General features: G+C 62.5%; 23 protein-coding genes. 2 read left to right on the forward strand and 21 right to left on the reverse strand.

The window, feature by feature from the left end:
* Nucleotides 1-44: 44 nt before the first annotated feature.
* From GJA_RS01115 to GJA_RS01160, 10 genes are read right to left on the reverse strand one after another with little or no spacing between them, the layout of a single operon-like run.
* Nucleotides 45-1,088 (reverse strand): porin, encoded by a 1,044-nt coding sequence (locus tag GJA_RS01115; protein WP_038487806.1) that lies wholly within the window; start codon nt 1,086-1,088, stop codon nt 45-47.
* A 30-nt stretch (nt 1,089-1,118) separates the two neighbouring features.
* Nucleotides 1,119-2,468 carry an MFS transporter gene (locus GJA_RS01120; protein WP_038487809.1) on the reverse strand — a complete coding sequence of 450 codons (1,350 nt, stop codon included), beginning with the start codon at nt 2,466-2,468 and terminating at the stop codon, nt 1,119-1,121.
* Nucleotides 2,469-2,517: 49 nt separating this feature from the next.
* A complete protein-coding gene (gene dmpG / locus GJA_RS01125; protein ID WP_038487812.1) occupies nt 2,518-3,528 on the reverse strand; it encodes a 4-hydroxy-2-oxovalerate aldolase in 1,011 nt (336 codons plus the stop codon).
* Nucleotide 3,529: 1 nt separating this feature from the next.
* Nucleotides 3,530-4,468, reverse strand: a complete 939-nt coding sequence (locus tag GJA_RS01130) for an acetaldehyde dehydrogenase (acetylating) (RefSeq protein ID WP_038487815.1) — start codon at nt 4,466-4,468, stop codon at nt 3,530-3,532.
* 31 nt (nt 4,469-4,499) lie between these two features.
* Entirely contained in the window at nt 4,500-4,691 is a 192-nt protein-coding gene (locus tag GJA_RS01135) for a 2-hydroxymuconate tautomerase (RefSeq protein WP_038487818.1), read from the reverse strand.
* Nucleotides 4,692-4,708: 17 nt separating this feature from the next.
* On the reverse strand, nt 4,709-5,497 hold the full coding sequence (gene dmpH / locus GJA_RS01140) for a 2-oxo-3-hexenedioate decarboxylase (RefSeq protein ID WP_038487821.1): 789 nt from the start codon (nt 5,495-5,497) through the stop codon (nt 4,709-4,711).
* Nucleotides 5,498-5,505: 8 nt separating this feature from the next.
* Nucleotides 5,506-6,285 carry a fumarylacetoacetate hydrolase family protein gene (locus GJA_RS01145; RefSeq protein WP_038487824.1) on the reverse strand — a complete coding sequence of 260 codons (780 nt, stop codon included), beginning with the start codon at nt 6,283-6,285 and terminating at the stop codon, nt 5,506-5,508.
* 7 nt (nt 6,286-6,292) lie between these two features.
* Entirely contained in the window at nt 6,293-7,774 is a 1,482-nt protein-coding gene (locus GJA_RS01150; RefSeq protein WP_242404416.1) for a 2-hydroxymuconic semialdehyde dehydrogenase, read from the reverse strand.
* Nucleotides 7,771-8,469, reverse strand: a complete 699-nt coding sequence (locus GJA_RS01155; RefSeq protein ID WP_081905196.1) for a class II aldolase/adducin family protein — start codon at nt 8,467-8,469, stop codon at nt 7,771-7,773. The genes GJA_RS01150 and GJA_RS01155 overlap by 4 nt, the downstream gene beginning before the upstream one ends.
* Complete coding sequence (locus tag GJA_RS01160; protein ID WP_038487830.1) at nt 8,466-9,329, reverse strand: VOC family protein; 864 nt, start codon at nt 9,327-9,329, stop codon at nt 8,466-8,468. Before GJA_RS01160 ends, GJA_RS01155 begins: the two co-directional genes overlap by 4 nt.
* Nucleotides 9,330-9,597: 268 nt before the next feature.
* Here GJA_RS01160 and GJA_RS01165 point away from each other — a divergent pair, with 268 nt between their 5' ends.
* On the forward strand, nt 9,598-9,795 hold the full coding sequence (locus GJA_RS01165) for a hypothetical protein (protein WP_038487833.1): 198 nt from the start codon (nt 9,598-9,600) through the stop codon (nt 9,793-9,795).
* A 15-nt stretch (nt 9,796-9,810) separates the two neighbouring features.
* Here the strand turns inward: GJA_RS01165 and GJA_RS01170 are convergent, their stop codons facing one another.
* On the reverse strand, nt 9,811-10,461 hold the full coding sequence (locus GJA_RS01170) for an Hpt domain-containing protein (protein ID WP_038487836.1): 651 nt from the start codon (nt 10,459-10,461) through the stop codon (nt 9,811-9,813).
* A gap of 135 nt (nt 10,462-10,596) precedes the next feature.
* Nucleotides 10,597-11,541, reverse strand: a complete 945-nt coding sequence (locus tag GJA_RS01175) for a CAP domain-containing protein (protein WP_038487839.1) — start codon at nt 11,539-11,541, stop codon at nt 10,597-10,599.
* 216 nt (nt 11,542-11,757) lie between these two features.
* Between GJA_RS01175 and pssA the strand changes: the two genes are divergently transcribed.
* Nucleotides 11,758-12,540 carry a CDP-diacylglycerol--serine O-phosphatidyltransferase gene (gene pssA, locus GJA_RS01180; protein ID WP_242404633.1) on the forward strand — a complete coding sequence of 261 codons (783 nt, stop codon included), beginning with the start codon at nt 11,758-11,760 and terminating at the stop codon, nt 12,538-12,540.
* A 19-nt stretch (nt 12,541-12,559) separates the two neighbouring features.
* On the opposite strand, the gene GJA_RS01185 is transcribed toward pssA, so the two are convergent.
* The 9 genes from GJA_RS01185 to GJA_RS01225 form a co-directional block, all read right to left on the reverse strand.
* A complete protein-coding gene (locus tag GJA_RS01185; RefSeq protein WP_038487843.1) occupies nt 12,560-13,486 on the reverse strand; it encodes an aldo/keto reductase in 927 nt (308 codons plus the stop codon).
* A 150-nt stretch (nt 13,487-13,636) separates the two neighbouring features.
* Nucleotides 13,637-14,782 carry a D-alanyl-D-alanine carboxypeptidase family protein gene (locus GJA_RS01190; RefSeq protein ID WP_038487845.1) on the reverse strand — a complete coding sequence of 382 codons (1,146 nt, stop codon included), beginning with the start codon at nt 14,780-14,782 and terminating at the stop codon, nt 13,637-13,639.
* Nucleotides 14,783-14,907: 125 nt separating this feature from the next.
* A complete protein-coding gene (locus GJA_RS01195; protein ID WP_038498285.1) occupies nt 14,908-15,561 on the reverse strand; it encodes an alpha/beta hydrolase in 654 nt (217 codons plus the stop codon).
* Between the two features lie 35 nt (nt 15,562-15,596).
* A complete protein-coding gene (locus GJA_RS01200) occupies nt 15,597-15,914 on the reverse strand; it encodes a (2Fe-2S) ferredoxin domain-containing protein (RefSeq protein ID WP_038487848.1) in 318 nt (105 codons plus the stop codon).
* A 36-nt stretch (nt 15,915-15,950) separates the two neighbouring features.
* Nucleotides 15,951-17,114, reverse strand: coding sequence for a VanZ family protein (locus GJA_RS01205; protein ID WP_038487851.1), 1,164 nt, complete (start codon nt 17,112-17,114; stop codon nt 15,951-15,953).
* Nucleotides 17,111-17,722 carry an ABC-type transport auxiliary lipoprotein family protein gene (locus GJA_RS01210; protein WP_038487853.1) on the reverse strand — a complete coding sequence of 204 codons (612 nt, stop codon included), beginning with the start codon at nt 17,720-17,722 and terminating at the stop codon, nt 17,111-17,113. Before GJA_RS01210 ends, GJA_RS01205 begins: the two co-directional genes overlap by 4 nt.
* Before the next feature lie 14 nt (nt 17,723-17,736).
* Nucleotides 17,737-18,696 (reverse strand): MlaD family protein, encoded by a 960-nt coding sequence (locus GJA_RS01215; RefSeq protein ID WP_038487856.1) that lies wholly within the window; start codon nt 18,694-18,696, stop codon nt 17,737-17,739.
* Nucleotides 18,696-19,556 (reverse strand): ABC transporter ATP-binding protein, encoded by an 861-nt coding sequence (locus tag GJA_RS01220; RefSeq protein WP_081905197.1) that lies wholly within the window; start codon nt 19,554-19,556, stop codon nt 18,696-18,698. Before GJA_RS01220 ends, GJA_RS01215 begins: the two co-directional genes overlap by 1 nt.
* Nucleotides 19,553-20,692, reverse strand: a complete 1,140-nt coding sequence (locus tag GJA_RS01225) for an MlaE family ABC transporter permease (protein WP_038487859.1) — start codon at nt 20,690-20,692, stop codon at nt 19,553-19,555. The genes GJA_RS01220 and GJA_RS01225 overlap by 4 nt, the downstream gene beginning before the upstream one ends.
* Nucleotides 20,693-21,016: the final 324 nt, after the last annotated feature.

Here is a 21,016-nt window from a genome sequence, read left to right on the forward strand (position 1 = left end):
CCGATGGTCTGCCGAGTGTATCTCCGAACAGGGCATTTGCCCACTTAAAAAAAGTGGCTCATGCCGGCGGCGAACGCCCGGTCGCCGCCGCCGGCGATGCCCGGCGCGCCGATATTGATGCTGTAGAAGGCCGATGAATTCGGCGCCGCATGCTGGCCGATGCGGGCGTACGACGCGAACAGGCTGCTGCGTTTCGACAGCGGATAGCTGTAGCCGACGGCAACCTGGTGGCCGTCGTTGTCGACCGCCGAGCGGTCGTCCTTGCGGATGTAGGACAGCAGCACCTTGCCCTGGCCGAGCGGGATGGCGGCGCCGGTCAGCAGTTCGCGGCTGTCGAGCGTGGTGTAACCCTTGTTGCGGCCATAGGACAGGTAGCCGGTGAACCGGCCGAAGTTGTAGTTGGCGCCCCACAGCGTGCTGGTCGCGCTGTCGGTGCCGCTGGCCGACACGCTGGACAGCCAGGCCAGCCGCGTCGACAGGCGCTGCGTCTTGTAGGCCAGCGCGCCGCCGATCGAGCGCTGCTTGCTGCTGTCGCCCGGCGCTTCGCCGGCGCTGTAGTCGAGTTCCGCGCCGGCGCCGTTCCACAGCGGCGACGTGTAGGCCACGGTATTGCCGCGGAAGTTGCCGCGTCCGCCAGGCGAGGTCGGACCGCCGACCACGCCGGCCGTCATCAGGTTGCCAGCCTGGCCGGCCAGGCCATTGCCCATCGGGTCGGCCACCGTGACCACGGTTTCATACAACGCCGTTTGTATGTTACCGAGCCGCAGCGTGCCGAAATCGCCGCGCAAGCCGACGTAATCGCTGCGCGCGAAGACATTGGCGCCGGTAAAACCGCCGGTATCGAGCGCGATGCCGGTTTCGATATTGAACAGCGCGGTCAGGTTGCCGTCCAGTTTTTCCTCGCCGTGAAAGCCGAGCCGCGACGGCGCAGCCACGCTGCTGGCCAGCTTGCTGACGGCGCCGGCCGCGCCGCCCCGTTCCGAGGCGACCGCGGCGTCCAGGTAGCCGTACACCGTGACATTCGATTGTGCATGGGCGGCACCCATCGCGCCGGCTGTCCATGCCAGCAGCGTCATGACTTTTTTCATGCTTGTCTCCGTTATATTTTTTAGTGTTCTTTAATGCGTGCTGGCTGCCGTCTCTGCGGACGGCTTGGTGTAACGCGCGTTGACCGCATACAGCGACACGGCCGCGATTGCCGTTGGAATGGCGATCGCCTGGAACAGCGATACCGAATCGGTCAACGCCAGCAGCAGCGCGCCGCCGGTCACCGAACCAACGATGGAACCGACCCGGCCCATCGCCAGCGCCCAGCTGATGCCGGTGGCGCGCGCGGTGGTCGGATAGATGCCGGCCACGAAGGCGTTCATGCCGGTCTGCGCGCCGACCATGCCGAAACCGACCAGGAAGGCAGCCACGGCCAGCCAGCCCGGCTGGCCGATCACATGGCCGAGCGCGGCGATGGCGACGCCGGACAGCAGGTACGACGCCGCCAGCACCAGGCAGGGATTGAGCTTGTCCATCAGGCGGGCCAGCACGACGGCGCCGATGGTTCCGCCCAGCGGCACCATCGAGGCGATGCGCGCCGCGGCCGGGATCGTGTAGCCGGCGTCGCGCATGATGGTGGGCAGCCAGCTGGACAGCAGGTAAAACACGAACAGCGAACAGAAATATGCCAGCCAGACCAGCAGCGTGGACTTGGCCTGGCCATCGATGAAGAGTTGGGAAATCGGCGAAGCGGTCTTGCCGGGCAGGTCGCCGGCGACGATATGGTGCTCATCCCAGCGGCCATCGCCGGCGATGCGGCGCACGATCTTGTGCAGCGCGCCGTGACGGGATGGCTTGGCGGCCAGGTAGCGCACCGATTCCGGCAGCCACAGCCACAGCGCCGGCAGCATCAGCAGCGGCGCCACGCCGCCCAGCAGCAGCACGCCGCGCCAGCTGTAATGGGTAATGATTTGGGCCGACAGTTCGCCGCCCAGCGCGAAGCCCAGCGTGAAGCCGCAAAAGCTCAGCGTCACCAGCAGCACGCGCTGGCGCTGCGGCGAATATTCCGAGGTCAGCGCGATACAGCTGGGCATCGCGCCGCCGAGGCCGATGCCGACCAGGAAACGCATCAGCGTCAGCATCTGCGCCGACGTCGATGCGGCGGACGCCAGCGAGAAAACACCGAAGGCGGCGACGCTGATCAGCATCGCCGACTTGCGGCCGATGCGGTCGGCCACCGGTCCCATCAGGAAGGCGCCGAGCATCAGGCCGAACAGGCCGGCGCCGAAGATCGGCCCCAGCTGTGCCGGGACCAGGCCCCAGTCCTGTTTCAGCGCCGGCGCGATATAACCGACCGCCGCAGTATCGAAGCCGTCGATGGCGACCACGATAAAGCACAGTATCAGCACCAGGATCTGGTAGCCGGACAGCTTGCTGCCGCTGATGATCTGGTCGATGGTGATGGTATTTTTTATACTCATGATTGTCTCCTCTATTTTTTGTGGGGGCGGCGGGGTGATCCCGGGCCGGTCAACGCCGGCTTAAATCCAGGGCCACGTCGACGATCATGTCTTCCTGGCCGCCGACCATGCGCCGTCTGCCAAGTTCGATCAGGATGTCCACGGTTTTCAGTTGATACCGCGCGGCTGCCGCTTCGGCGTGGCGCAAAAAGCTGGAATATACGCCGGCATAACCGAGCGCCAGCGTTTCGCGGTCGACCCGCACGGCGCGGTCCTGCAATGGCCGCACCAGGTCGTCGGCCGCATCCATCAAGGCCAGCAAGTCGCAGCCGTGGTTCCAGCCCAGCCGTGCGGCGGCGGCGATGAATACTTCCAGCGGCGCATTGCCGGCGCCCGCGCCCATGCCGGCCAGGCTGGCGTCGATGCGGTCGCAGCCTTCCTCGACCGCGACGATGCTGTTGGCCACGCCCAGGCTCAGGTTGTGGTGGGCGTGGATGCCGGTCTGGGTTGCCGGTTTCAGCACATCCTTGAAGGCGCGGAAGCGGTCGCGCACCTGGTCCATGGTCAGCGCGCCGCCCGAGTCGACCACGTAGATACAGGTGGCGCCGTAGGATTCCATGCGCCTGGCCTGCTGCGCCAATTCGGCGGCGGAGATCATGTGGCTCATCATCAGGAAGCCGACCGTGTCCATGCCCAGTTCGCTGGCGCAAGCGATGTGCTGGCGCGCGATGTCGGCTTCGGTGCAGTGGGTCGCCACGCGCACGATGCGGGCGCCGGCCGCGTAGGCGTTCTTCAAGTCGTGGATGGTGCCGATGCCGGGCAATAGCAGCGTGGCGATCTTCGCATGGCGCACCGTGTCGGCCACCGCCTCTATCCATTCCAGGTCGGTGTGCGCGCCGAAGCCGTAGTTGAAGCTGGAGCCTTGCAAGCCGTCGCCGTGCGCGACTTCGATGCTGTCGACCCGCGCCGCATCGAGCGCGGCGGCAATTTGCCGCACTTGCGGCAGCGAATACTGGTGGCGCATCGCGTGATTGCCGTCGCGCAGCGTGACGTCGGAGATATAAAGCTTTTTATCGGTCATGTCAGTTTCCCGTCTGTTGAGCGTGTTCGGCGTAGCGTTCGGCGCAAGCCAGCGCCGCGCTGGTCATGATGTCCAGGTTGCCCGCGTAGGCCGGCAGATAGTGGGCCGCGCCTTCGACTTCCAGGTACACCGAGGTTTTCAGGCCGCTCATCAAGCCGTGGCCCGGGATGTTCAACGGATGTCCGGCGTCGAACAATTCGAATTGCACCTTCTGTTTCAGGCGATAGCCGGGCACATACTGCCGCACCTGGGCCACCATATCCAGCACCGACGCTTCGATCAGGGCCTGGTCGACCGGATCGGAAAAGCAGAACACCGAATCGCGCATCATCATCGGCGGTTCGGCCGGATTCAATACGATGATGGCCTTGCCGCGTGTGGCGCCGCCGACCATTTCGATCGCGCGCGACGTGGTCTCGGTGAACTCGTCGATATTGTCGCGCGTGCCGGGGCCGGCCGAGCGGCTCGACATCGATGCGACGATCTCGGCGTAATGCACCTTGGCCACCTTCGAAATCGCCGCCACGATGGGGATCGTGGCCTGGCCGCCGCAGGTGACCATATTCATGTTGCGCGCGCCGCGCTGCTGTTCCAGGTTCACCACCGGCACCACGTACGGACCGATGGCGGCCGGCGTCAGGTCGATCACCTGCTTGCCGTGCTGCTGCAGCAGCGCGTTGTTATGCTGGTGCGCGCTGGCGCTGGTGGCGTCGAACACCAGGCCGATGTCGGCAAAGCCCGGCATCGCCAGCAAGCCTTCGATGCCTTCGTGGGTCACCGGCACGCCGAGCCGGGCGGCGCGCGCCAGGCCGTCCGAGGCGGCGTCGATGCCGACCATCGCGCCCATTTCCAGGTGGCGGCCGTGGCGCATCACCTTGATCATCAAATCGCTGCCGATATTGCCGGAGCCGATGATGGCTACCTTGATTTTCTTGTTCATGATTGTCTCGTGGGTTGTTTCATGGCTTCGGTCAGCGGCCGAGCGCCTTGGCGCTCTTGCCGCCGATGCCGAAATGGCTCTTCGGCACTTCTTGCAACAGCACGCGCACGCTGTCACGCGGCGCGCCCAGCGTATCGCTGGCGGCGGCGGTGATGGCGCCGATCAGCGCCTCCTTCATCGCGTCGCTGCGGCCTTCCATCAAGTGGACGTGAATCACAGGCATGGTGCTTCCTTTCCAGGTCAGGTGAATTGCATGTCGACGCTGCCGAGCCACTGGTAATCGACCGTGATGCGGTCGCCCGCCTCGACCAGCACCGCCTCGGTGGCGCCGCCGGTCATGATCAGCACGCCGGCCGGGATTTCACGGCCGCGCGCGCCCAGCATATTGGCCAGCATGGCAACGCTGGCGGCCGGGTGGCCCAGCACGGCGGCGCCGGACGCGGTGGTCACCACGGCGCCGTTCTTGCGCAGCACGATGCCGAGGTTTTTCAAGTCCAGGCCCAGCACGTCGTGGTAGTTGTTGCCGACCACGTAGCGCGCCGCCGAGGTGTTATCGGCGATCACGCTTTTCAGGTCGAACTTGAAGTGTTCGTAGCGCGAGTCGATCACTTCGACGGCGGCCACCACGTAGGCGGTCGCGGCCAGCACGTCGCCGATATGGCAGCCGGGTCCGGACAGCGGACGGCTCAGCACGAAGCCGATTTCCGCTTCGACCTTCGGGTGTATCAGTTTTTCAGTGCTGATGTGAGCGCCGCTCCTGAATTCATGGTCGCCGTTGAGGAAGCCGTAGATCGGTTCCTTGACGCCCATCTGCTGGATCTTGGCGGCCGAGGTCAGGCCCATCTTCAAGCCGTCGACCGGCACGCCGCGGGCCGCCTTGGCGGCGCGGATCACGTCCTGGATCGCGTAGGCGTCGTCCCAGTCCATGTCCGGATGGTCGTCGGTGATTTTTTTCACCGGGCTGACATTCAGCTCGGCCGCTTCCAGGTGCGCGGCCAGCGCATTGATGGTGTGGGTAGTCAGTTTCATGTCGGTTCCTAGTAAAAATGGACTTCGGCCGAGCCGATGCCGCCCAGGCTCATGCGCAGGCGGTCGCCGCGCGCCACCGGCACCATCGCCGCCAGCGAGCCGGACAGGATCACTTCGCCGGCGTGCAGCGTTTTTCCCAGTGCGCCCAGCGTGTTGGCCAGCCAGGCCACCGCCGCCAGCGGGTGGCCGAGGGCCGCCGCGCCGGCGCCGGTGGCCACCACCGCGCCATTCTTTTCCAGCGTCATGCCGACCGTCGCCAGGTCGACCGCGCGCGGGTCGGCGGCGCCGTCGCCCAGCACGAAGCAGCCCGACGAGGCGTTGTCGGCGACCGTGTCCTGGATCGTGATCTGCCAGTCGCGGATGCGCGAATCGACCACTTCAAAACACGGCAGCACGCATTGTGTGGCGCGCAGCACGTCCGCCTCGGTGACGCCGGGGCCGGCCAGGTCGTGCTTCAGGATGAAGGCGATTTCTCCTTCTGCCTTTGGCGCGATCAGGCTGTCGATCGGCACCGCGCCGTCGTTGTAGACCATGGCCGAGGTCAGGTGGCCGAAGTCGGGCTGGCCGACTTTCAGCATGTCCATCACGACCTGGCTGGTGACGCCGATCTTGTGGCCGATCAGGCGTTCGCCCTGTTGCAGGCGGCGGCGCAGCAAATCCTGCTGGATGCGGTAAGCGTCTTGCAGCGTCATGCCGGGAATGCTGCCGGACAGCGGCGCGATGGCGCTGGCGCTGAGCCGCGCCTGATGCAATTGCGCGCCGAGGCCTTCGATTTCTTGCTGGTTCATGTGGTCCTCACAGTTTGATGCAGACATTACGGAGTTCGGTATAGAACTCCAGCGAATGGACGCCGCCTTCGCGGCCGATGCCGGACTGGCGCGAGCCGCCGAACGCGGTGCGCAAATCGCGCAGGAACCAGGAATTGATCCAGCAAATGCCGACGTTGAGCCGTTTGCCCAGGCGGTGCGCGGTGCCGACGTCGCGGGTCCATACCGTGGCGGCCAGGCCGTAGCGCGTGTCGTTGGCCATGGCCACGGCTTCTTCCTCGGTGTCGAACGGTGCGATGTGGCAGCACGGGCCGAAGATTTCTTCGCGTATCAGCGCCGAGCTTTCCGGCAAGCCGGTCCAGATGGTCGGCTGGACCCAGGCGCCGCCGGCCAGCGCCGCCGGCATGTCGGGAATGCCGCCGCCGGTGACCACGGTGGCGCCTTCGTCGGCCGCGCGGCGGTAATAGCCCAGCACCTTGCCGCGGTGTTCCTGCGACACCAGCGGTCCGAAGTTGGTGTCCTTGTGGTTCGGGTCGCCGGGACGCATCGCCTCGGCGCCGGCTTTCAGGGCGCTGACGAAGCGGTCGAAAATCGGACGCTGCACGTAGACCCGTTCGGTGCCCAGGCAGACCTGGCCGCTATTGAAGAAGGCCGAGCGCAGGATGCCGGCCACCGCCGCGTCGAAATCGCAATCGGCGAACACGATGCCGGGATTCTTGCCGCCCAATTCCATCGACACCGGACGGATGCCGCGCGCGGCGGCGGCCATGATGGCTTCGCCGGTGCCGGTCTCGCCGGTGAAGGTGTAGGCGTCGACGCCCGGATGTTCGGTCAGGAAGGCGCCGGCCGAATCCTGGCCGAAACCTTGCACCACGTTGTACACGCCGGGCGGCACGCCGACCTCGTTCATCACTTCGGCCAGCAAGGCCGCCGTGGCCGGGGTTTCTTCCGACGGTTTGACCACCACCGTGTTGCCACAGGCCAGCGCCGGTCCGACTTTCCAGGTCATCAGCAGCAGCGGCAGGTTCCACGGGCAGATCACGCCGATCACGCCCTTCGGCACGCGCACCGCATAATTCAGCGCATCGCCGCCGTCCGGCGCGATCATCTCGAAACTCTCGGTGGCGACGTTCTTGACGACGTCGGCGAAGACCTTGAAATTGGCCGCGCCGCGCGGCACGTCGAGGTGGCTGGCCATCGAATACGGCTTGCCGGTGTCGGCCACTTCGGCGGCGACGAATTCGTCGAAACGGGCCATGATGCGGTCGGCCACGGCGTGCATCAGTTCTGCCCGTTTGGCGACCGGCATGCGGCCCCACGGGCCGTTCAGCGCGGCGCGGGCGGCGCACACGGCGGCGTCGACTTCGTGCCGTCCCGCTTCGCTGACCATGCCGATCAGCGAGTTGTCGGCCGGGTTGCGGTTTTCAAACTGGCGTGTGCTTTCGACCCATGCGCCATTGATAAAATTGGGAAAACCGATTGGCCGTGTTGTGCTCATTGTTGTGCTCATTGCTGCTCCTGTAACGTCAGATGATGAAGTTCGGGATCGCCGGCGGTGAGGTAATCCCACATGCGTTCGAAGATGCGGCCGGTGCCGACCGCGCGCGCCTCGGCTTCGTCGGCGCTGAGCGGCGCGGCCTGGTCGTTCAGGCCGGCGGCGCGCAGTTGCCAGTCGGTGCGGGCGGCGTCTTCCAGGTACCAGGTCAGCACCACCGCCTGTTCCAGCGACGGCGCCGCGATGACGACGCCGTTGCCGCGCATGACGATGGCGTTGCCGCCGTGCATGGTCGAGGCCAGCGCACCGGCCTGCTGCTCGCTGCGTATCAGTTGCGGGTCGTCCCACAGCGGTACCGGGTCGGCGAAATACGAGCCCATGCCGTGCAGCCGGCGCGGCGTGCAGCGCGCCGCCGACAGCGACATCAGCGTCGGCGGCATGCTGCGGATCACCGCGCCGGCATCCGGCTGGCTGCGGTAGATATGCTGGTGGATGCGCACTTCACCGAGCACGCCGTCCGGCAGCTCGCCATGCACCGGCACCACCACGCCCTCGTCTTGCGGCCCGATCAGCGACATCGGTTTTGCGGCGCAGACCAGGAAGGAATCGGCGTCGAGACGCAGGCTGCAATGGCCGTAGGCGTGCACCAGGCCGGCGCGGGCCAGCGCGCGCGCCGCCACCCGCACCTTGATTTGTGCGTTGCTGATCATCGCTTGAACTCCGGAATATCGGGCCTGGCCCCCCATTGGCAAAACGATTCCGGCGCAAACGGGAACTGGCGCGGCAGATAGGTGCGCTCATCTTCTTCGGTGATCGAGCGCACGCCGGTCGAGTATTCGAACGTCAGTCCGTCGGTGCCTTCGAAGTACAGGAACATTGCGCCGGAAGTCGGATGGCGTCCGGGGCCGAAGCGGATCGCGATTTTCTTTTCGAGCAGGATGTAATAAGCGCGCATCAATTCGTCGATGCTTTCAACCTGGTGGTTGATGTGCTGGATGCCGGCGTAGGTGGACGGGAACAGGGCGATCTTGTGGTGGATGTCGTCGATGCGCAGCAGGGGTGCATCGCCGATCCAGTCGCTGACCTTGGCGCTGCACAGCGTGGTCCAGAAGGCTTCGTCGCGTTTCGGATCGGTGGTGCGCAGGCCGACGTGGCTGAAGCCGGTGATCTTGACGTCGCGGCTGGGAAAGTAGCGCTGGCCGCTGTGATGCGGCGCCAGCACCAGGTCGATCTTGTTGCCGGTCGGGTCCTGGAAGGTCAGGAAGCCCCGCACATGGCGCTGTTCGCATTCGTCGGCATTGCCCAGGTGGATGCGGAAGTTGTTGGCTTCCAGCGTGGCCGCCGCCGCGTCGAACGCGGCGCCGCTCTCGACTTCAAAGGCGGTGGTGTGGTCGCCGGGGTCGCCCTCGAAGTAACACAGGGTGTGGTCGCGGCTGTCGGATCGCAGGTACAAGGCGTTCGCTTCGCGGCGCGCGACTTGCAGTCCGAGCACGGTGGTGGCGTAGTGTTCCGCAGTCGCCAAGTCGCGCGTCCCCAGCCTGACATAACGTATGTCATGCAAGTTGATCATGCTGTCTCCTTTTCAGATGCTTGCTGTTATGTTTCCACTGTAGGCAAGGCCCCGGCATCTGAATAGCGAATGTTTTTTATTCGCGGAATTCGTTTTTTTTATAGCAGGAGGAATATGGCAGGGCAGGGCTGGCTGGTCCGCAAGCGCGGGGCGGTTGAGAATTGTCATGCCGTTTGAATGAGGCTGACGTAATCTTGGCAGGAGGGTAAGGTACGATCAAGAAAGTGTGCGATCAAGAAAGCGTGTTATCAGGAAAGGAGGGGGAATCTTGGAAACGACACACGACAGTTTGCCTGATGCTGACGGTATCGAGACGCAGGCGCAGACGGCAGGGCGCCCGGCCCGCCAGATGTTGCCGCCCAAGGGCGCATGCTGGTATTGCGACAAGCCGCTCGACAGCGTGCGCCGCTTTTGCGGCAAGGAGTGTGCCGACGCCTATACTGAAGAGGTGGCCTACAGCCGTTGATAGCGCGCTTGCCTGTCAGCCCGGCCGCTGCAAGGCGGCCAGCGCGCCGTCGAAATCGAACTCATGCGCCGCCGCCGCCACCGCCTGGTATTTGGCGATACCGAGGCTGTCGGCCAGCAAGGTTGCCGAATTCTCCAGCAAATCGATGGCCGCGCCATCGCCTTCGCGCAGGCAACTGCTGAGCCGTGCAATTAATAATTGGGTCGCCGGGGCTGTCGCAGCCGGTGTGGCGGCGAGCGATACGGGATGGATCGAACGCCCGTCAGGCGAACTGTTCAATACCTTGCTGACGGTGGCCAGTAATTGCTGCAGTGTCAATTCAAGCCGCTGCAAAGGCTGCTCCAGCACGATCGCATGGGCCCGCAGCGCCGCTTCCAGCGCGGCCGCGGCTTCATACATCAGGCCGGCGCCTATCATGCCGGCCGCGCCTTTCAGCGTATGGGATCTGATGCGTGCGATATCGTAGCGCCCGGCGGCGACGGCGTCGCGGATCTGGCGCGGCGTGCCGCCGTGGTCGTGCAAAAAACGCAGCAACAGCTTGAAGTACAGGGTACGGTCGCCCATGATACGGTCGAGTCCGTCATCAATATCGAGAATACGGCGCGCATCATCCCGCGGCGCCGCGGCGCCGGATTCATCGCTGGAGGGGGCGCTTGGTTTCATCATGCTCGCTATGCAGAAGAGTTGCGCTAAGTCTTCACGATAGCAGAGTAATCCGCGATTGCCATTTGATTTTTTTACGGGTTTTTATTGCCTTTTCAACACTGTGGGACCGCACCCGCAGGCCGGTCCCGGGTGTTGTTATCGGGTGGTAAACGACCACTTGCGGCTGACGTCGACACCGTTCGCGCTACCGTTGAATGTCACGTCATAGGTAGTGTTGCTTGACAATACTGCCAGGGGAATGATGGCCGCCGCATCGGATGGCGTGTTGCTATCGGTGGCTGCGGTTAGCAAGCGCACACTCATTGCGCTGCCGCCGCGCGGCGCCACCGTGAAGGATCTGACCACCAGGTTGCTGGTGATGTCGGCATGTACGCTGATCGGATAGCCGACGATGTCCTGATTCGGTACCGGATCGGGCGATTCATGGTCGCTGGAAAAGCTGGTGGCGACCCTGGTCTGGTTGGAGAATGGATAGGTGATGATGCGTCCGCTTCCCAGGCCCCGGCTGAAATCATTGCTGGCCGCAAAATTGGTAGTGAAGTAGTAGTAACCACCGTTACCGGTCGCACTGCCCGCGCCCGCATCCTTGAAAATCGGCTGGAGAATCACGAAGCGGTGATAAATCGCCGTGATCAGCTCTTCCGCCAGGAAAAAGCCCGAGCTGTTTTGCGCCCCGGCGATGACTTCGCCATAGGCATACGGTCTTTGAAACTGATAACCGGCATTGCTCAGGCGCGCAAAGTCATCGGCGCCGGTGAAGCCCGGCTTGCCCGCGACCTGGTCGTGCGAGACCGTGTTGTTGGTTTTCAGGTAATCGGAATGGCCTTGCGCCGCCCGGTCGATCAGTGAGTTGCGAGCTAGCAATGACAGGCCAGCCTGGCCGCGCCGATAGTTGAACCAATTGAAACCGTCGGTCGCGGTGTTATTGGTCACCACCGGTGCACCCGGTTCCTGGACCAGCAAGGAAGCGTCGGTACTGGTGCTGTTGTCGTCTTTACTGTTATTGCCGCCGCAGGCGCTCAGGATGGCTGCCACCAATAAGGCAGGGATGAGATTGATGCAGCTTTTTGTTAGCGCCATGGGGCTTGCTCCTGTCGATGCGAAGATGTAGTGGATAATTAGTTAACTATACCCGTTATGAACATGTTGCTCGGGTGCAAAGCAATTCTAAGCGATTTTTTTGTCTGCAGGCGCCGCCCGCTGGAATATTCCTTGCGCGGAGTAGAATAAGCGCGACTGCATGCCTTGCATGCGGCGTTTTCGCCTCTTTTTTTGATTGTGAACAATTTGAACACATTGAGCCTGACGCGCCTGCAACGCGCCAAATATGCCTTGCCCAGTTTTGTCACGCTGCTGTCGATCGCCTGCGGTTTCGCCAGTATCGTCATTTCGGTCGACAATGCCTTGCTCGGTTATGCGGATGAATACCGGCTGGCCGCCGGCTTGCTGGTGCTGGCCGGCGTGTTCGATGCGCTCGATGGGTATGTGGCGCGCCTGACCGGCACCAGTTCCGATTTCGGCATGCAGCTCGATTCGCTGGCTGACGTGGTCAATTTTGGCTGCGCGCCGGCGGTCTTGCTTTATTGCTATGGGTTTGTGCAAATGGGCTTGCATGATCCCTTGTTGCTGCGCTTGGGTGGCATGGCCAGTTTCTTTTTTGTCGCTTGCAGCGCCATGCGCCTGGCGCGCTTCAACGTCAATGTCGGCCGCACCGATCCGCGTTATTTCGTCGGCATGCCGACCACCGCCGGCACCGCTTGCGTGGCGGCGGTGGTGGTGGCTTGGCCGGCGCCGCTGGCTTCCTTCCTGCACGGTTATTTACTGCTGGCCTTGTTGGTTGGCATCGGCAGCCTGATGGTGTCGAACTTGCGTTTCCCCAGCTCCAAGCAAAAGAAAAGCGTCGCCGCCTTGCTGGTGCTGCTGGTCGCGATCGGCTTGCTGGCGTGGCTGAAAACCAGTTTTTTTGCGCTGTTCTTCGCCGTCTACGTGACACTGACCTTGCTGTTGAACCTGGCCTGGCATTTTGGCTGGCGCGGGATCGCGCCGCCGCTGGTGTATGACGACGAAGAAAAGATTTAAAGCGTCTCAGCTTTGACGCTTACGCCACTTCGTGGCCGCTGGCTGCGCACAGGATGGCAAACCAGTCGTCGCGGCTCAGCGTGAACTGGGTCGCGGCCACGGCGTCGGCCACTGCCTCGATGCGGCTGGTGCCTGTCAGCGGCAGTGGACGGCTAGGCAATTGCATGATCCACGCAAACACCACGCTGGCGAAGGTATGCTGGCCGCGGTCGGCAATTTCCTGGATCACCGCGCGCAGCTTGTCGACCTTGGCGTCGCCAGCCTTGAACAGGTTGCCGCCCGCCAGCGGCGACCAGATCATCGGCGCCACGCCCAGGTCTTGCAAGCCGTCGAAGGTTTCGTCGAACATCGGCGCCACGTACAGCGGCGAAAATTCCACTTGATTGGTGGCCAGCGGGAAGCGGCGGTTCAGGCTTTCGAACTGGTGGCGGCTGAAATTCGACACGCCGAAATGCAGCACCTTGCCGGCGTCGCGCAACTGGGTGAAGGCGCCGGCGATTTCATCGAAATTCATCAGCGGATCCGGACGGTGGATCAGCAGCAAGTCGAGTTGTTCGGTTTGCAATTCACGCAGCGAATTCTCGGCCGACGCGATGATATGCGCCGCGGAGGTGTCGTAATGTTTGATGGTATGTTCCGGACGTTGCGGCGACAGCAGCTTGATGCCGCATTTGCTGACCAGCTGCATTTTTTGACGCAAGCCCGGCTGCGCGGCCAGCGCTTCGCCAAACAGCGCTTCAGCCTGGTAACCGCCATAGATGTCGGCATGGTCGAAGGTGGTCACGCCGAGGGCGATGCATTGTTCGATAAAGGTGATGCGTTGTTGTACCGACATATTCCAGTCGCCGATACGCCACATGCCGGCGACGATGCGCGACAGTTCGGGACCGTTGTTGCTGGTTTTGCTACGTGGGGAAGTCAGGCCGGCTGGAGAAACGAAGGACATGGTGTGTGCTTTCGGAGTGGCGCCGCATAAACGGCAGTGGAGTGGAATCGCTTCCACACGATTTTTCTGTGATTATAACGAGAAGCCGCTTGAGCCGCAGCCATAAAAAAGCCCGCATGGCGCGGGCTTTCGTTTAATGCAATATGTCGATTATTTCAGCCACAAGCGCATCGAATCCCAGGCACGGCCGAAGATCGTTGCTTGCGGAATAGCTTCCAGCGCCACCACTGGCAATTCCAGCAGCGGTTTGCCGTCGACCACCATTTTCAGCGTGCCGACGCGGCCGTTTTCAGCCAGTGGCGCGACCAGCGGGTCTTTGCGTTCCAGCACCGGTTTCATTTTTGCGGCGACGCCTTTTGGTACGGTGACCATCACGTCATGCGCAAAACCGATCTTGACAGTGCCTTTCGAGCCTTTCCAGATTTCCGGCGTGGCGATCGCCTGGCCCTTGGAATACAGCTTGACGGTATCGAAGTTCTGGAAACCCCAGTTCAGCAGCTTCTGGCTTTCCTGGGTACGCGCCTGATCGGACGTGGTACCCAGCACCACTGCGATCAGGCGGCGTTCGCCGGCGCCGCCTGGACGGCGTGCCGATGCGATCATGCAATAGCCAGCCGCTTCGGTATGTCCCGTCTTCATGCCGTCGACGGTCGGGTCGAGCCACAGCAAGCGGTTGCGGTTAGGCTGGGTGATCTTGTTGTAGGTGAAGCTTTTGACCGAATCGATTTTATAGAATTCCGGATAATCGACGATCACGTGCGACGCCAGCACCGACAGGTCGCGCGCGGTGGAATAGTTTTCCGGGCTAGGCAAACCGTGCGGGTTGGCGAAGTGGGTGTTTTTCAAGCCCATGCGTTCGGCTTCGCGATTCATCAAGGTCACGAACGTGCCTTCGTCGCCGGCCACGGCTTCGGCCAGCGCGACGGCGGCGTCGTTACCGGATTGCACCATCAAACCGTACAGCAAGTCGTTGATCTTGACTGGCGTGGCTGGGTCGATAAACATTTTCGAGCTGCTGGCGTCCACTTTCCACGCGCGGACCGACACATTGACCATTTGGTTGATGTCGATTTTTTTTTCCTTGAGCGCATTGAAGACCACGTAAGCCGTCATGACCTTGGTCAGCGAAGCCGGTTCGATGCGCGCGTCGGGATCTTGCGAGGCGATCACCTGGCCGCTGCTGGCGTCCAGCAAGGTCCACGATTTGGCTGCGATGGTGGGCGCCGGTACGCTTTGCGCAAAGGCGGCGGATAGGAAAAACACACTGGAAGCCAGTGCCGCTAAAAGTTTTTTCATGGGAGCTAAGTCTGCAAAAAAGTGATGAATGCTGAGGTCCATGCCGCTCTGGCGGCGCCGAAGGCATGGCCGCGTGGAAAAAACAGGCTTAATTATAGCCGCGCAGTCGTTGGGGAGCCCACACTTCAGGCATCGTCGGATACGGGATGAGCGTGCTCGCCATGCCATAACTGGATCACGAAGTTCTTGATATGGCCCAGTTTGCGATGGAAGAAATGGTCGGCGCCGGGGATCACGATGACGGGAATGTCTTGCGGGCGGGCCCACTCGAACACGGCTTGCAGCGGAATGGTTTCGTCCAGCTCGCCGTGGATCAGGATGGTATTCGCTGGAATCGACGGCATCGCCCATTTGCCGGCCGCGCTGCCGATCAGGGCCAGCCGTTCGGCCGGGTTGCCGGCGGCGATCAGGCGCTGCTGCAATTGCGATTGCACGAAGGTGCCGAAGGAAAAGCCCGACAAGGCCAGCGGCAAGCCCGGATATTGCGCCCGCATATGTTCCGCCAATAACTGCATGTCATCGGTTTCGCCGATGCCGTGATCGTGCACGCCTTCGGAGGCGCCGACGCCGCGGAAGTTGATGCGCGCCACCACATAGCCAAGTGCGACAAACGCCCGCGCCAGGGTTTGCGCGACCTTGTTATCCATCGTGCCGCCGTACAACGGGTGCGGATGGGCCACCAGCGCGATACCGCGTGGCGTGTCCGCCGGGAAATCAAGCAAGCCTTCCATGCTTCCCGCATGGCCCGCCAGGGTGAATTTTTCGGAGTTTTTATTCATGATGCTCATGCTGTCGCCGTTTACTTAAATTCGAGTTAAATCTTGAGCCGTTCGACCACTTTGCCATGCGTTAAATGGCTGTCGACGATTTCATCGATGTCGCTGGTGTCGACATAGGTGTACCAGGTGCCTTCCGGATAGACCACCAGCACCGGACCTTGTTCGCAGCGGTCCAGGCAACCGGCCTGGTTGATGCGGATCTTGCCGGGGCCATTCATGCCGAGTTCCTTGACGCGGCGCTTGGCGTGTTTTTGCGCCACTTCGGCGCCGTGGTCGCCGCAACTGTTGCGGCCGTCTTCACGCTTGTTCATGCAGAAAAAAACGTGGCGTTGGAAAAATGGGGTATCGCTCATACATCCTCCTGCTATCTGTATCTTAATGATGCGCCATCATACCGTGTCCTCGGCGCGCCGGTTGGGTCCATCCAGCCGATTCAGCTTGTGCGACGGCAGTAACAGGAACCATAGCGCAAAAAATGGCCACAGCAACGATAAAAATTGCGCCGCGCCATTGAAGTTCAAGAATTTGCCTTGCACCCAGCCCTGCAAGGTGGCCATGAAATACGGGTTGATCGGCGTGGTATTCACGATCACCAGGCTGAGCAGCAGGGCGGCGGTGGCGACCCGCCGCTGCGCCACCGGCGGCGCGAACGCCAGTCCGCCAAGCATGATCAAGCCGATCAAGAAACCGCCCTGGGCGCCGGGCGTGACCCAGACCAGCGCGTTCTCGGGCGCAAACAGCAGCGCGCTGGCCATGGTGCGCACCACCAGCGCGGCGCCGATCAGGCCAACCACCAGCACCGCTTTCGGCGCGCCGCGGCGCAGCATGCACAGCAAGGTCAGTACCGCGCCGGTCATGCCGCAGGCGGTGATGATGGTTTCCGACAGCCAGTATTGCTCGACCGTCAGCACCACGTCGGGCCGTAAAAAGGACGCCAGGTCGATATCGGCATCGAGCAGGCTGGACAACCATTCCGACAAGATCGGCAGCAATTGGCCGAGACCAAAGAGATAGCCTTGCGGATAGATTTGCGCCAGCGGCCACAAGCCGATCAGCACCAGGCCCTGGCTGCCGTGTTCGGCGAACCAGCTATGGCGCAAATGGTGCAGGTGGCTGTGGTCGAGCAGCTTGCGCACGCTCAGCGCGCCGATGATGGCGCCGATGCAGCAGCCGACGGAATTGGTATAAAAGTCGAGGTTCGACGAGACCCGGGTCGGCAAATACGATTGCACCGCTTCCATCGAGCCGGACAGCAAGACGCCGCACAGGCTTGCGATCAGCACCGCCGCCAAGCCTGTGATGCGTGGAAACAGCGTATACACGATCAAGCCGCCCAGCGGGATATAGCCGACCACATTGATGCCGACGTCGAACTTGGTCCAGTAGCGCGGCATCGTGGTGTGTTCGAGGAAGGTCAGCGGCGACAGGCCGTTGCTGTGCCAGCCGGAAAAGGGAAACCAGCTGGCATAGACGATCAGGAACACATACGCCAGCAGCGAGGCGCGCGCGATCGGCGACGGCCGGCTGCTGACGGTGGGAATGGACTCGGTCATTCTTTCGGTATCGGCAATACGGCCAGCCAGGCCAGGATATCGGCCGAGATGGCGTCGGACGCCGTCGCCAGCGCCCTGGCGCCCCCTTGCGCATCGGCGCTGGCGGCGGCCTGGTTGCGGCTGAAGGTTTTCTGGTCGATCAGGCGATGGCCGCGAAACAGCGACGCGCGCAAGGTGACTTGGCCGCTGCTGCGGGTCTGGCTATCGAAATTCTGCGAAAAATCCTCGACCTCGATGCGTAGCAGCGGAATGCCGGCCGCCGCGTCGGTGGTCGACAGCACCTTGACGCCGGATTGGGCGACCCGCGATTTCAGACGCTGGCTCAGCAATTGCAGCGGCGCCGTATTCCAGTGGTTTTGCGCGTATGGCCGCGATTGCTGCGCGTCGGCGTACAGCAGGCGGTAATACATGCGCTGGCTATCCAGCCACGACGGTCCGCTGGCGTCGGCGATCACCAGCGCCGGCAAGGCTGGCGCTGCTTGATTGCTGGCCGCCACTGGCGCCGGCGGGCCGAAATCGTACAGCGTCGGCAAGGGACCGCGGCTGACGCAGCCGGCCAGCAGCAAGGCGGCGCCGGCCAGGCTGAATGATTTGAGTTGGGAAATCATGTTCACGGTTATCCTTATTTGGTCGGGGCCACAAAACCGGCTTCGCCGGGACCGGGCGGCACAGCGGGCGCGCCGAACAAGATGCTTTGCGGACGTTCGTTGAGCGAATTCATCGTGCCTTTCAGCGCCCGCATCGACGAACGCGCTTCCATGCTCAAGTCGATAATTTGCGGCAGGACTTCCAGTTGCACGCCATTGGCCACCGTTTCGACCGAACCTCCGACCCGGTCGACGGTGGCGCCCAGCTTGTCGATCGCGCCGCCCGGTGCTTGCAGCTTGCTGCCTAGCGTATCCCAGTTGTTGGCCAGCTTGCTGACGTCATTGGCGGCCGCATTCATCGACGTCAGGCTCTGCCGGGTCTGGTCGACCAGACCCGGTAATTTGGACAGCGTCGGCTCCAGTTGTTGCGGAATCGCCGAGAAGGCCTTGGCGGCCTTGCTGATATCCTGGAACGCGCCGAGCATTGCGGCCTGGTTTTCCGGGCTGAGCAGGCTGTTGGCCTTGCTGGTCAATTGCTCGGCCTGGTCGAGCAGTTTCTTGCCGCGTTTTTCCAGCTGATCCAGCAAGCCCGGCCGCAATGGTATGCGGGCTGGATTGGCGACGCTGGTGGTCAGCAGCCTGGAACCGGTCAATTCATCGTCAAGTTGAATATAGGCAATCCCGGTCACGCCCTGATAGCCGAGCATCGCATAGGTGGTCTGGGTGATCGGCGCGTCCGGATCGACGCTGAGGTGCACCAGGATCTGGCCGGTCACCCTGGTGTCGAAATCGATGGCATCGACCTTGCCCACTTCCAGGCCGCGGTAGCGCACCGACGCCTGCGGGTTCAAGCCCGGCACCGATTGCGTCGTCGCCAGCAGGTAAGGCACGCGCTCGACCCGGTCGCGGTTGAACCAGACGCCGAATAATACCGCCGCCGCCAGCAGTGCGATGGTGAAAAATCCCGTCATCAGGGCATGTGATCTGTTTTCCATTACTTCTCCGATTTCTGATCCAGCACCGCCAGCGCGCGCAAGCCGCGGTCGCCAAGGAAGAATTGCTTGATGAACGGATGCTCGACCTTGATCACCTCGCGTGTCGGGCCGATCGCGATCACATGTTTTTCGGCCAGCACCGCGATCCGCGTCGAGAGCGCGAACAGGGTGTCCAGGTCATGCGTCACCATCACCACCGTCAAGCCCAGTTCGCGGTGCAGCGACTGGATCAGCGCCACAAAACTTTCCGACAGATCCGGGTCCAGCCCGGCGGTCGGTTCATCCAGGAACAGCAGCTTCGGTTCCAGCGCCAGCGCGCGCGCCAGCGCCACCCGCTTGATCATGCCGCCGGACAGGTCGGACGGCATTTTGGTCGCATGTTCCGGCCCCAATCCGACCATATTCATTTTTAATAATACCGCGTCGCGTATCAAGTCTTCCGGCAGCGCGTGCAATTCGCGCATCGGCTGGGCCACGTTGTCGAACACCGTCAGCGCCGAATACAGCGCGCCTTGCTGGAACAGCATGCCCCAGTGATTGCGCAATTGCTGCAAATGTGCCGAGTCGGCCTGACTGATATCTTCGCCGAATACCCGTACGCAGCCGCGCGCCGGCCGTTCCAGTCCCAGCATCTGGCGCAGCAGCACCGTCTTGCCGGTCCCGGAACCGCCGACGATGGACATGATTTCGCCCCGTTCGATGGCCAGGTTCAAGTCCTGGTGCACCACGGTGCGGCCGAACTTGGTCCACAGATTGGTAATTTCCACCACGGGCGCGTTGCCGTTCAAGTTGAATTCGCTTTCCCGGCCGCAAGAGCCAGCGGCTGCCGTATCGAGGTCGTCGTTTATCGCATCGCTCATCGATACCCCACGCCGTTGAAGATGATCGCAAACACCGCGTCGGCCAGAATCACCACCGTGATCGCGGTGACTACCGCGGTGGTGGTGCCGCGTCCCAGGCTTTCGGTATTGGCCTTGATGCGCAAGCCGAAGTGGCACGACACCAGTGCGATCAGCATGCCGAATACCGCGCCCTTGCCTAGGCCGATCAGATAGTTCGCGAGCGGCACCGCGTCCGGCAGTTTCTGGATGAAATAACGGGCCGACAAGTTCAATTCGATCTTGGCCGCCACCATGCCGCCGATCAGCGCCGCGGTATCGGTCCAGATCACCAGCAGCGGCATCGAAATCGCCAGCGCCACGACTTTCGGCATGATCAGGCGGAAACCGTGCGAAATGCCCATCACCAGCATCGCATCGAGTTCCTCCGTGACGCGCATCACGCCCAGTTGCGCGGTGATCGACGAGCCGGAACGCCCGGCCACCAGGATCGCGGCCAGCAGCGGCCCCAGTTCGCGGATCACGCTCATGCCGAGCAGGTTGACCAGGTAAATGTCGCCGCCAAAGGCGCGCAGTTGCTGCGCCGATAGATAAGACAGCACCACCCCGATCAGGAACCCGACCAGCGCGGTGATGCCCAGCGCCTGGAATCCGGCGTGGAATACATTGGCGGAAATTTCACGCCATGGGCCGCGCATCGGCCGCCGGATAAAGCGGCCGATATCTTGCGTCACTTGGCCGATCAGCGCGATGAAGGCTCTTAAATGTTCGAAGAAGGACAGGATCGCAAAACCCAGCACCATCACCGAGGTCAGCCGCTGGCCCCGGCTGCGCGGGATTTCCAGCGGACCAACTTGTTCCAGGCGTTTGAAAAATTCTTCCTGTTCCGGCGCCAGCGTCAAATTGGCCGGCCGTGCCTTGCCCCAGGCATTCCAGAACAACTGGGCGCCGATATGGTCCATGCTGTCAATCGGCGTCAAATCCCAGGACACGTTTTTATCGCCCTGCAACGGCGCCAACTGGGCGCTGATGGTTTTGATTGCGTGGCCCTGCGCCAGCGCGTGGACTTGCCAGGTGCCGCTGGCAATAACGGCGCCTTTCCCGGCTTGGCCTGGGGCGAGGGTGATACTAAGGATGGGCTCTTGAGCAATCGGCATCTTGTCAGTTTAAGTGAGATTTGCCGAGACCGCCACCGCTGTTCATCAAGCCCTTGCGCCTCAAGCGGCCAGCAAGGCGTGCGCTTTGGCCGGGCTCATGCAAAGTTATTTTCCACCGCAACAGCATATTTCCCCTGACAGGGCTTGCCAGGCCGTCCGGACTTCGTTATAGTTCGCCCCCTCGCAGAACGCCGCATGCAAATGCAAAGTAAAGCGGGGATAAAAAGAGGGTTGACGAAACAAGCGAAACGCTTCATACTCTTCCTTCTTCGCAGCTGGCAAACACAACGCTTTGTCGATAGCGCGAAAGCAGTACGGAATTGA

Source organism: Janthinobacterium agaricidamnosum NBRC 102515 = DSM 9628 (genome assembly GCF_000723165.1).
GTDB lineage: Bacteria > Pseudomonadota > Gammaproteobacteria > Burkholderiales > Burkholderiaceae_D > Janthinobacterium > Janthinobacterium agaricidamnosum.

What these genes read in the sequence shown, in the direction of transcription:
- GJA_RS01115 (WP_038487806.1), bottom strand. Translation starts at nt 1,088, where the DNA reads ATGAAAAAAGTCATGACGCTGCTGGCATGGACAGCCGGCGCGATGGGT.
- GJA_RS01120 (WP_038487809.1), bottom strand. Translation starts at nt 2,468, where the DNA reads ATGAGTATAAAAAATACCATCACCATCGACCAGATCATCAGCGGCAGC.
- dmpG (WP_038487812.1), bottom strand. Translation starts at nt 3,528, where the DNA reads ATGACCGATAAAAAGCTTTATATCTCCGACGTCACGCTGCGCGACGGC.
- GJA_RS01130 (WP_038487815.1), bottom strand. Translation starts at nt 4,468, where the DNA reads ATGAACAAGAAAATCAAGGTAGCCATCATCGGCTCCGGCAATATCGGC.
- GJA_RS01135 (WP_038487818.1), bottom strand. Translation starts at nt 4,691, where the DNA reads ATGCCTGTGATTCACGTCCACTTGATGGAAGGCCGCAGCGACGCGATG.
- dmpH (WP_038487821.1), bottom strand. Translation starts at nt 5,497, where the DNA reads ATGAAACTGACTACCCACACCATCAATGCGCTGGCCGCGCACCTGGAA.
- GJA_RS01145 (WP_038487824.1), bottom strand. Translation starts at nt 6,285, where the DNA reads ATGAACCAGCAAGAAATCGAAGGCCTCGGCGCGCAATTGCATCAGGCG.
- GJA_RS01150 (WP_242404416.1), bottom strand. Translation starts at nt 7,774, where the DNA reads ATGAGCACAACAATGAGCACAACACGGCCAATCGGTTTTCCCAATTTT.
- GJA_RS01155 (WP_081905196.1), bottom strand. Translation starts at nt 8,469, where the DNA reads ATGATCAGCAACGCACAAATCAAGGTGCGGGTGGCGGCGCGCGCGCTG.
- GJA_RS01160 (WP_038487830.1), bottom strand. Translation starts at nt 9,329, where the DNA reads ATGATCAACTTGCATGACATACGTTATGTCAGGCTGGGGACGCGCGAC.
- GJA_RS01170 (WP_038487836.1), bottom strand. Translation starts at nt 10,461, where the DNA reads ATGATGAAACCAAGCGCCCCCTCCAGCGATGAATCCGGCGCCGCGGCG.
- GJA_RS01175 (WP_038487839.1), bottom strand. Translation starts at nt 11,541, where the DNA reads ATGGCGCTAACAAAAAGCTGCATCAATCTCATCCCTGCCTTATTGGTG.
- GJA_RS01185 (WP_038487843.1), bottom strand. Translation starts at nt 13,486, where the DNA reads ATGTCCTTCGTTTCTCCAGCCGGCCTGACTTCCCCACGTAGCAAAACC.
- GJA_RS01190 (WP_038487845.1), bottom strand. Translation starts at nt 14,782, where the DNA reads ATGAAAAAACTTTTAGCGGCACTGGCTTCCAGTGTGTTTTTCCTATCC.
- GJA_RS01195 (WP_038498285.1), bottom strand. Translation starts at nt 15,561, where the DNA reads ATGAATAAAAACTCCGAAAAATTCACCCTGGCGGGCCATGCGGGAAGC.
- GJA_RS01200 (WP_038487848.1), bottom strand. Translation starts at nt 15,914, where the DNA reads ATGAGCGATACCCCATTTTTCCAACGCCACGTTTTTTTCTGCATGAAC.
- GJA_RS01205 (WP_038487851.1), bottom strand. Translation starts at nt 17,114, where the DNA reads ATGACCGAGTCCATTCCCACCGTCAGCAGCCGGCCGTCGCCGATCGCG.
- GJA_RS01210 (WP_038487853.1), bottom strand. Translation starts at nt 17,722, where the DNA reads ATGATTTCCCAACTCAAATCATTCAGCCTGGCCGGCGCCGCCTTGCTG.
- GJA_RS01215 (WP_038487856.1), bottom strand. Translation starts at nt 18,696, where the DNA reads ATGGAAAACAGATCACATGCCCTGATGACGGGATTTTTCACCATCGCA.
- GJA_RS01220 (WP_081905197.1), bottom strand. Translation starts at nt 19,556, where the DNA reads ATGAGCGATGCGATAAACGACGACCTCGATACGGCAGCCGCTGGCTCT.
- GJA_RS01225 (WP_038487859.1), bottom strand. Translation starts at nt 20,692, where the DNA reads ATGCCGATTGCTCAAGAGCCCATCCTTAGTATCACCCTCGCCCCAGGC.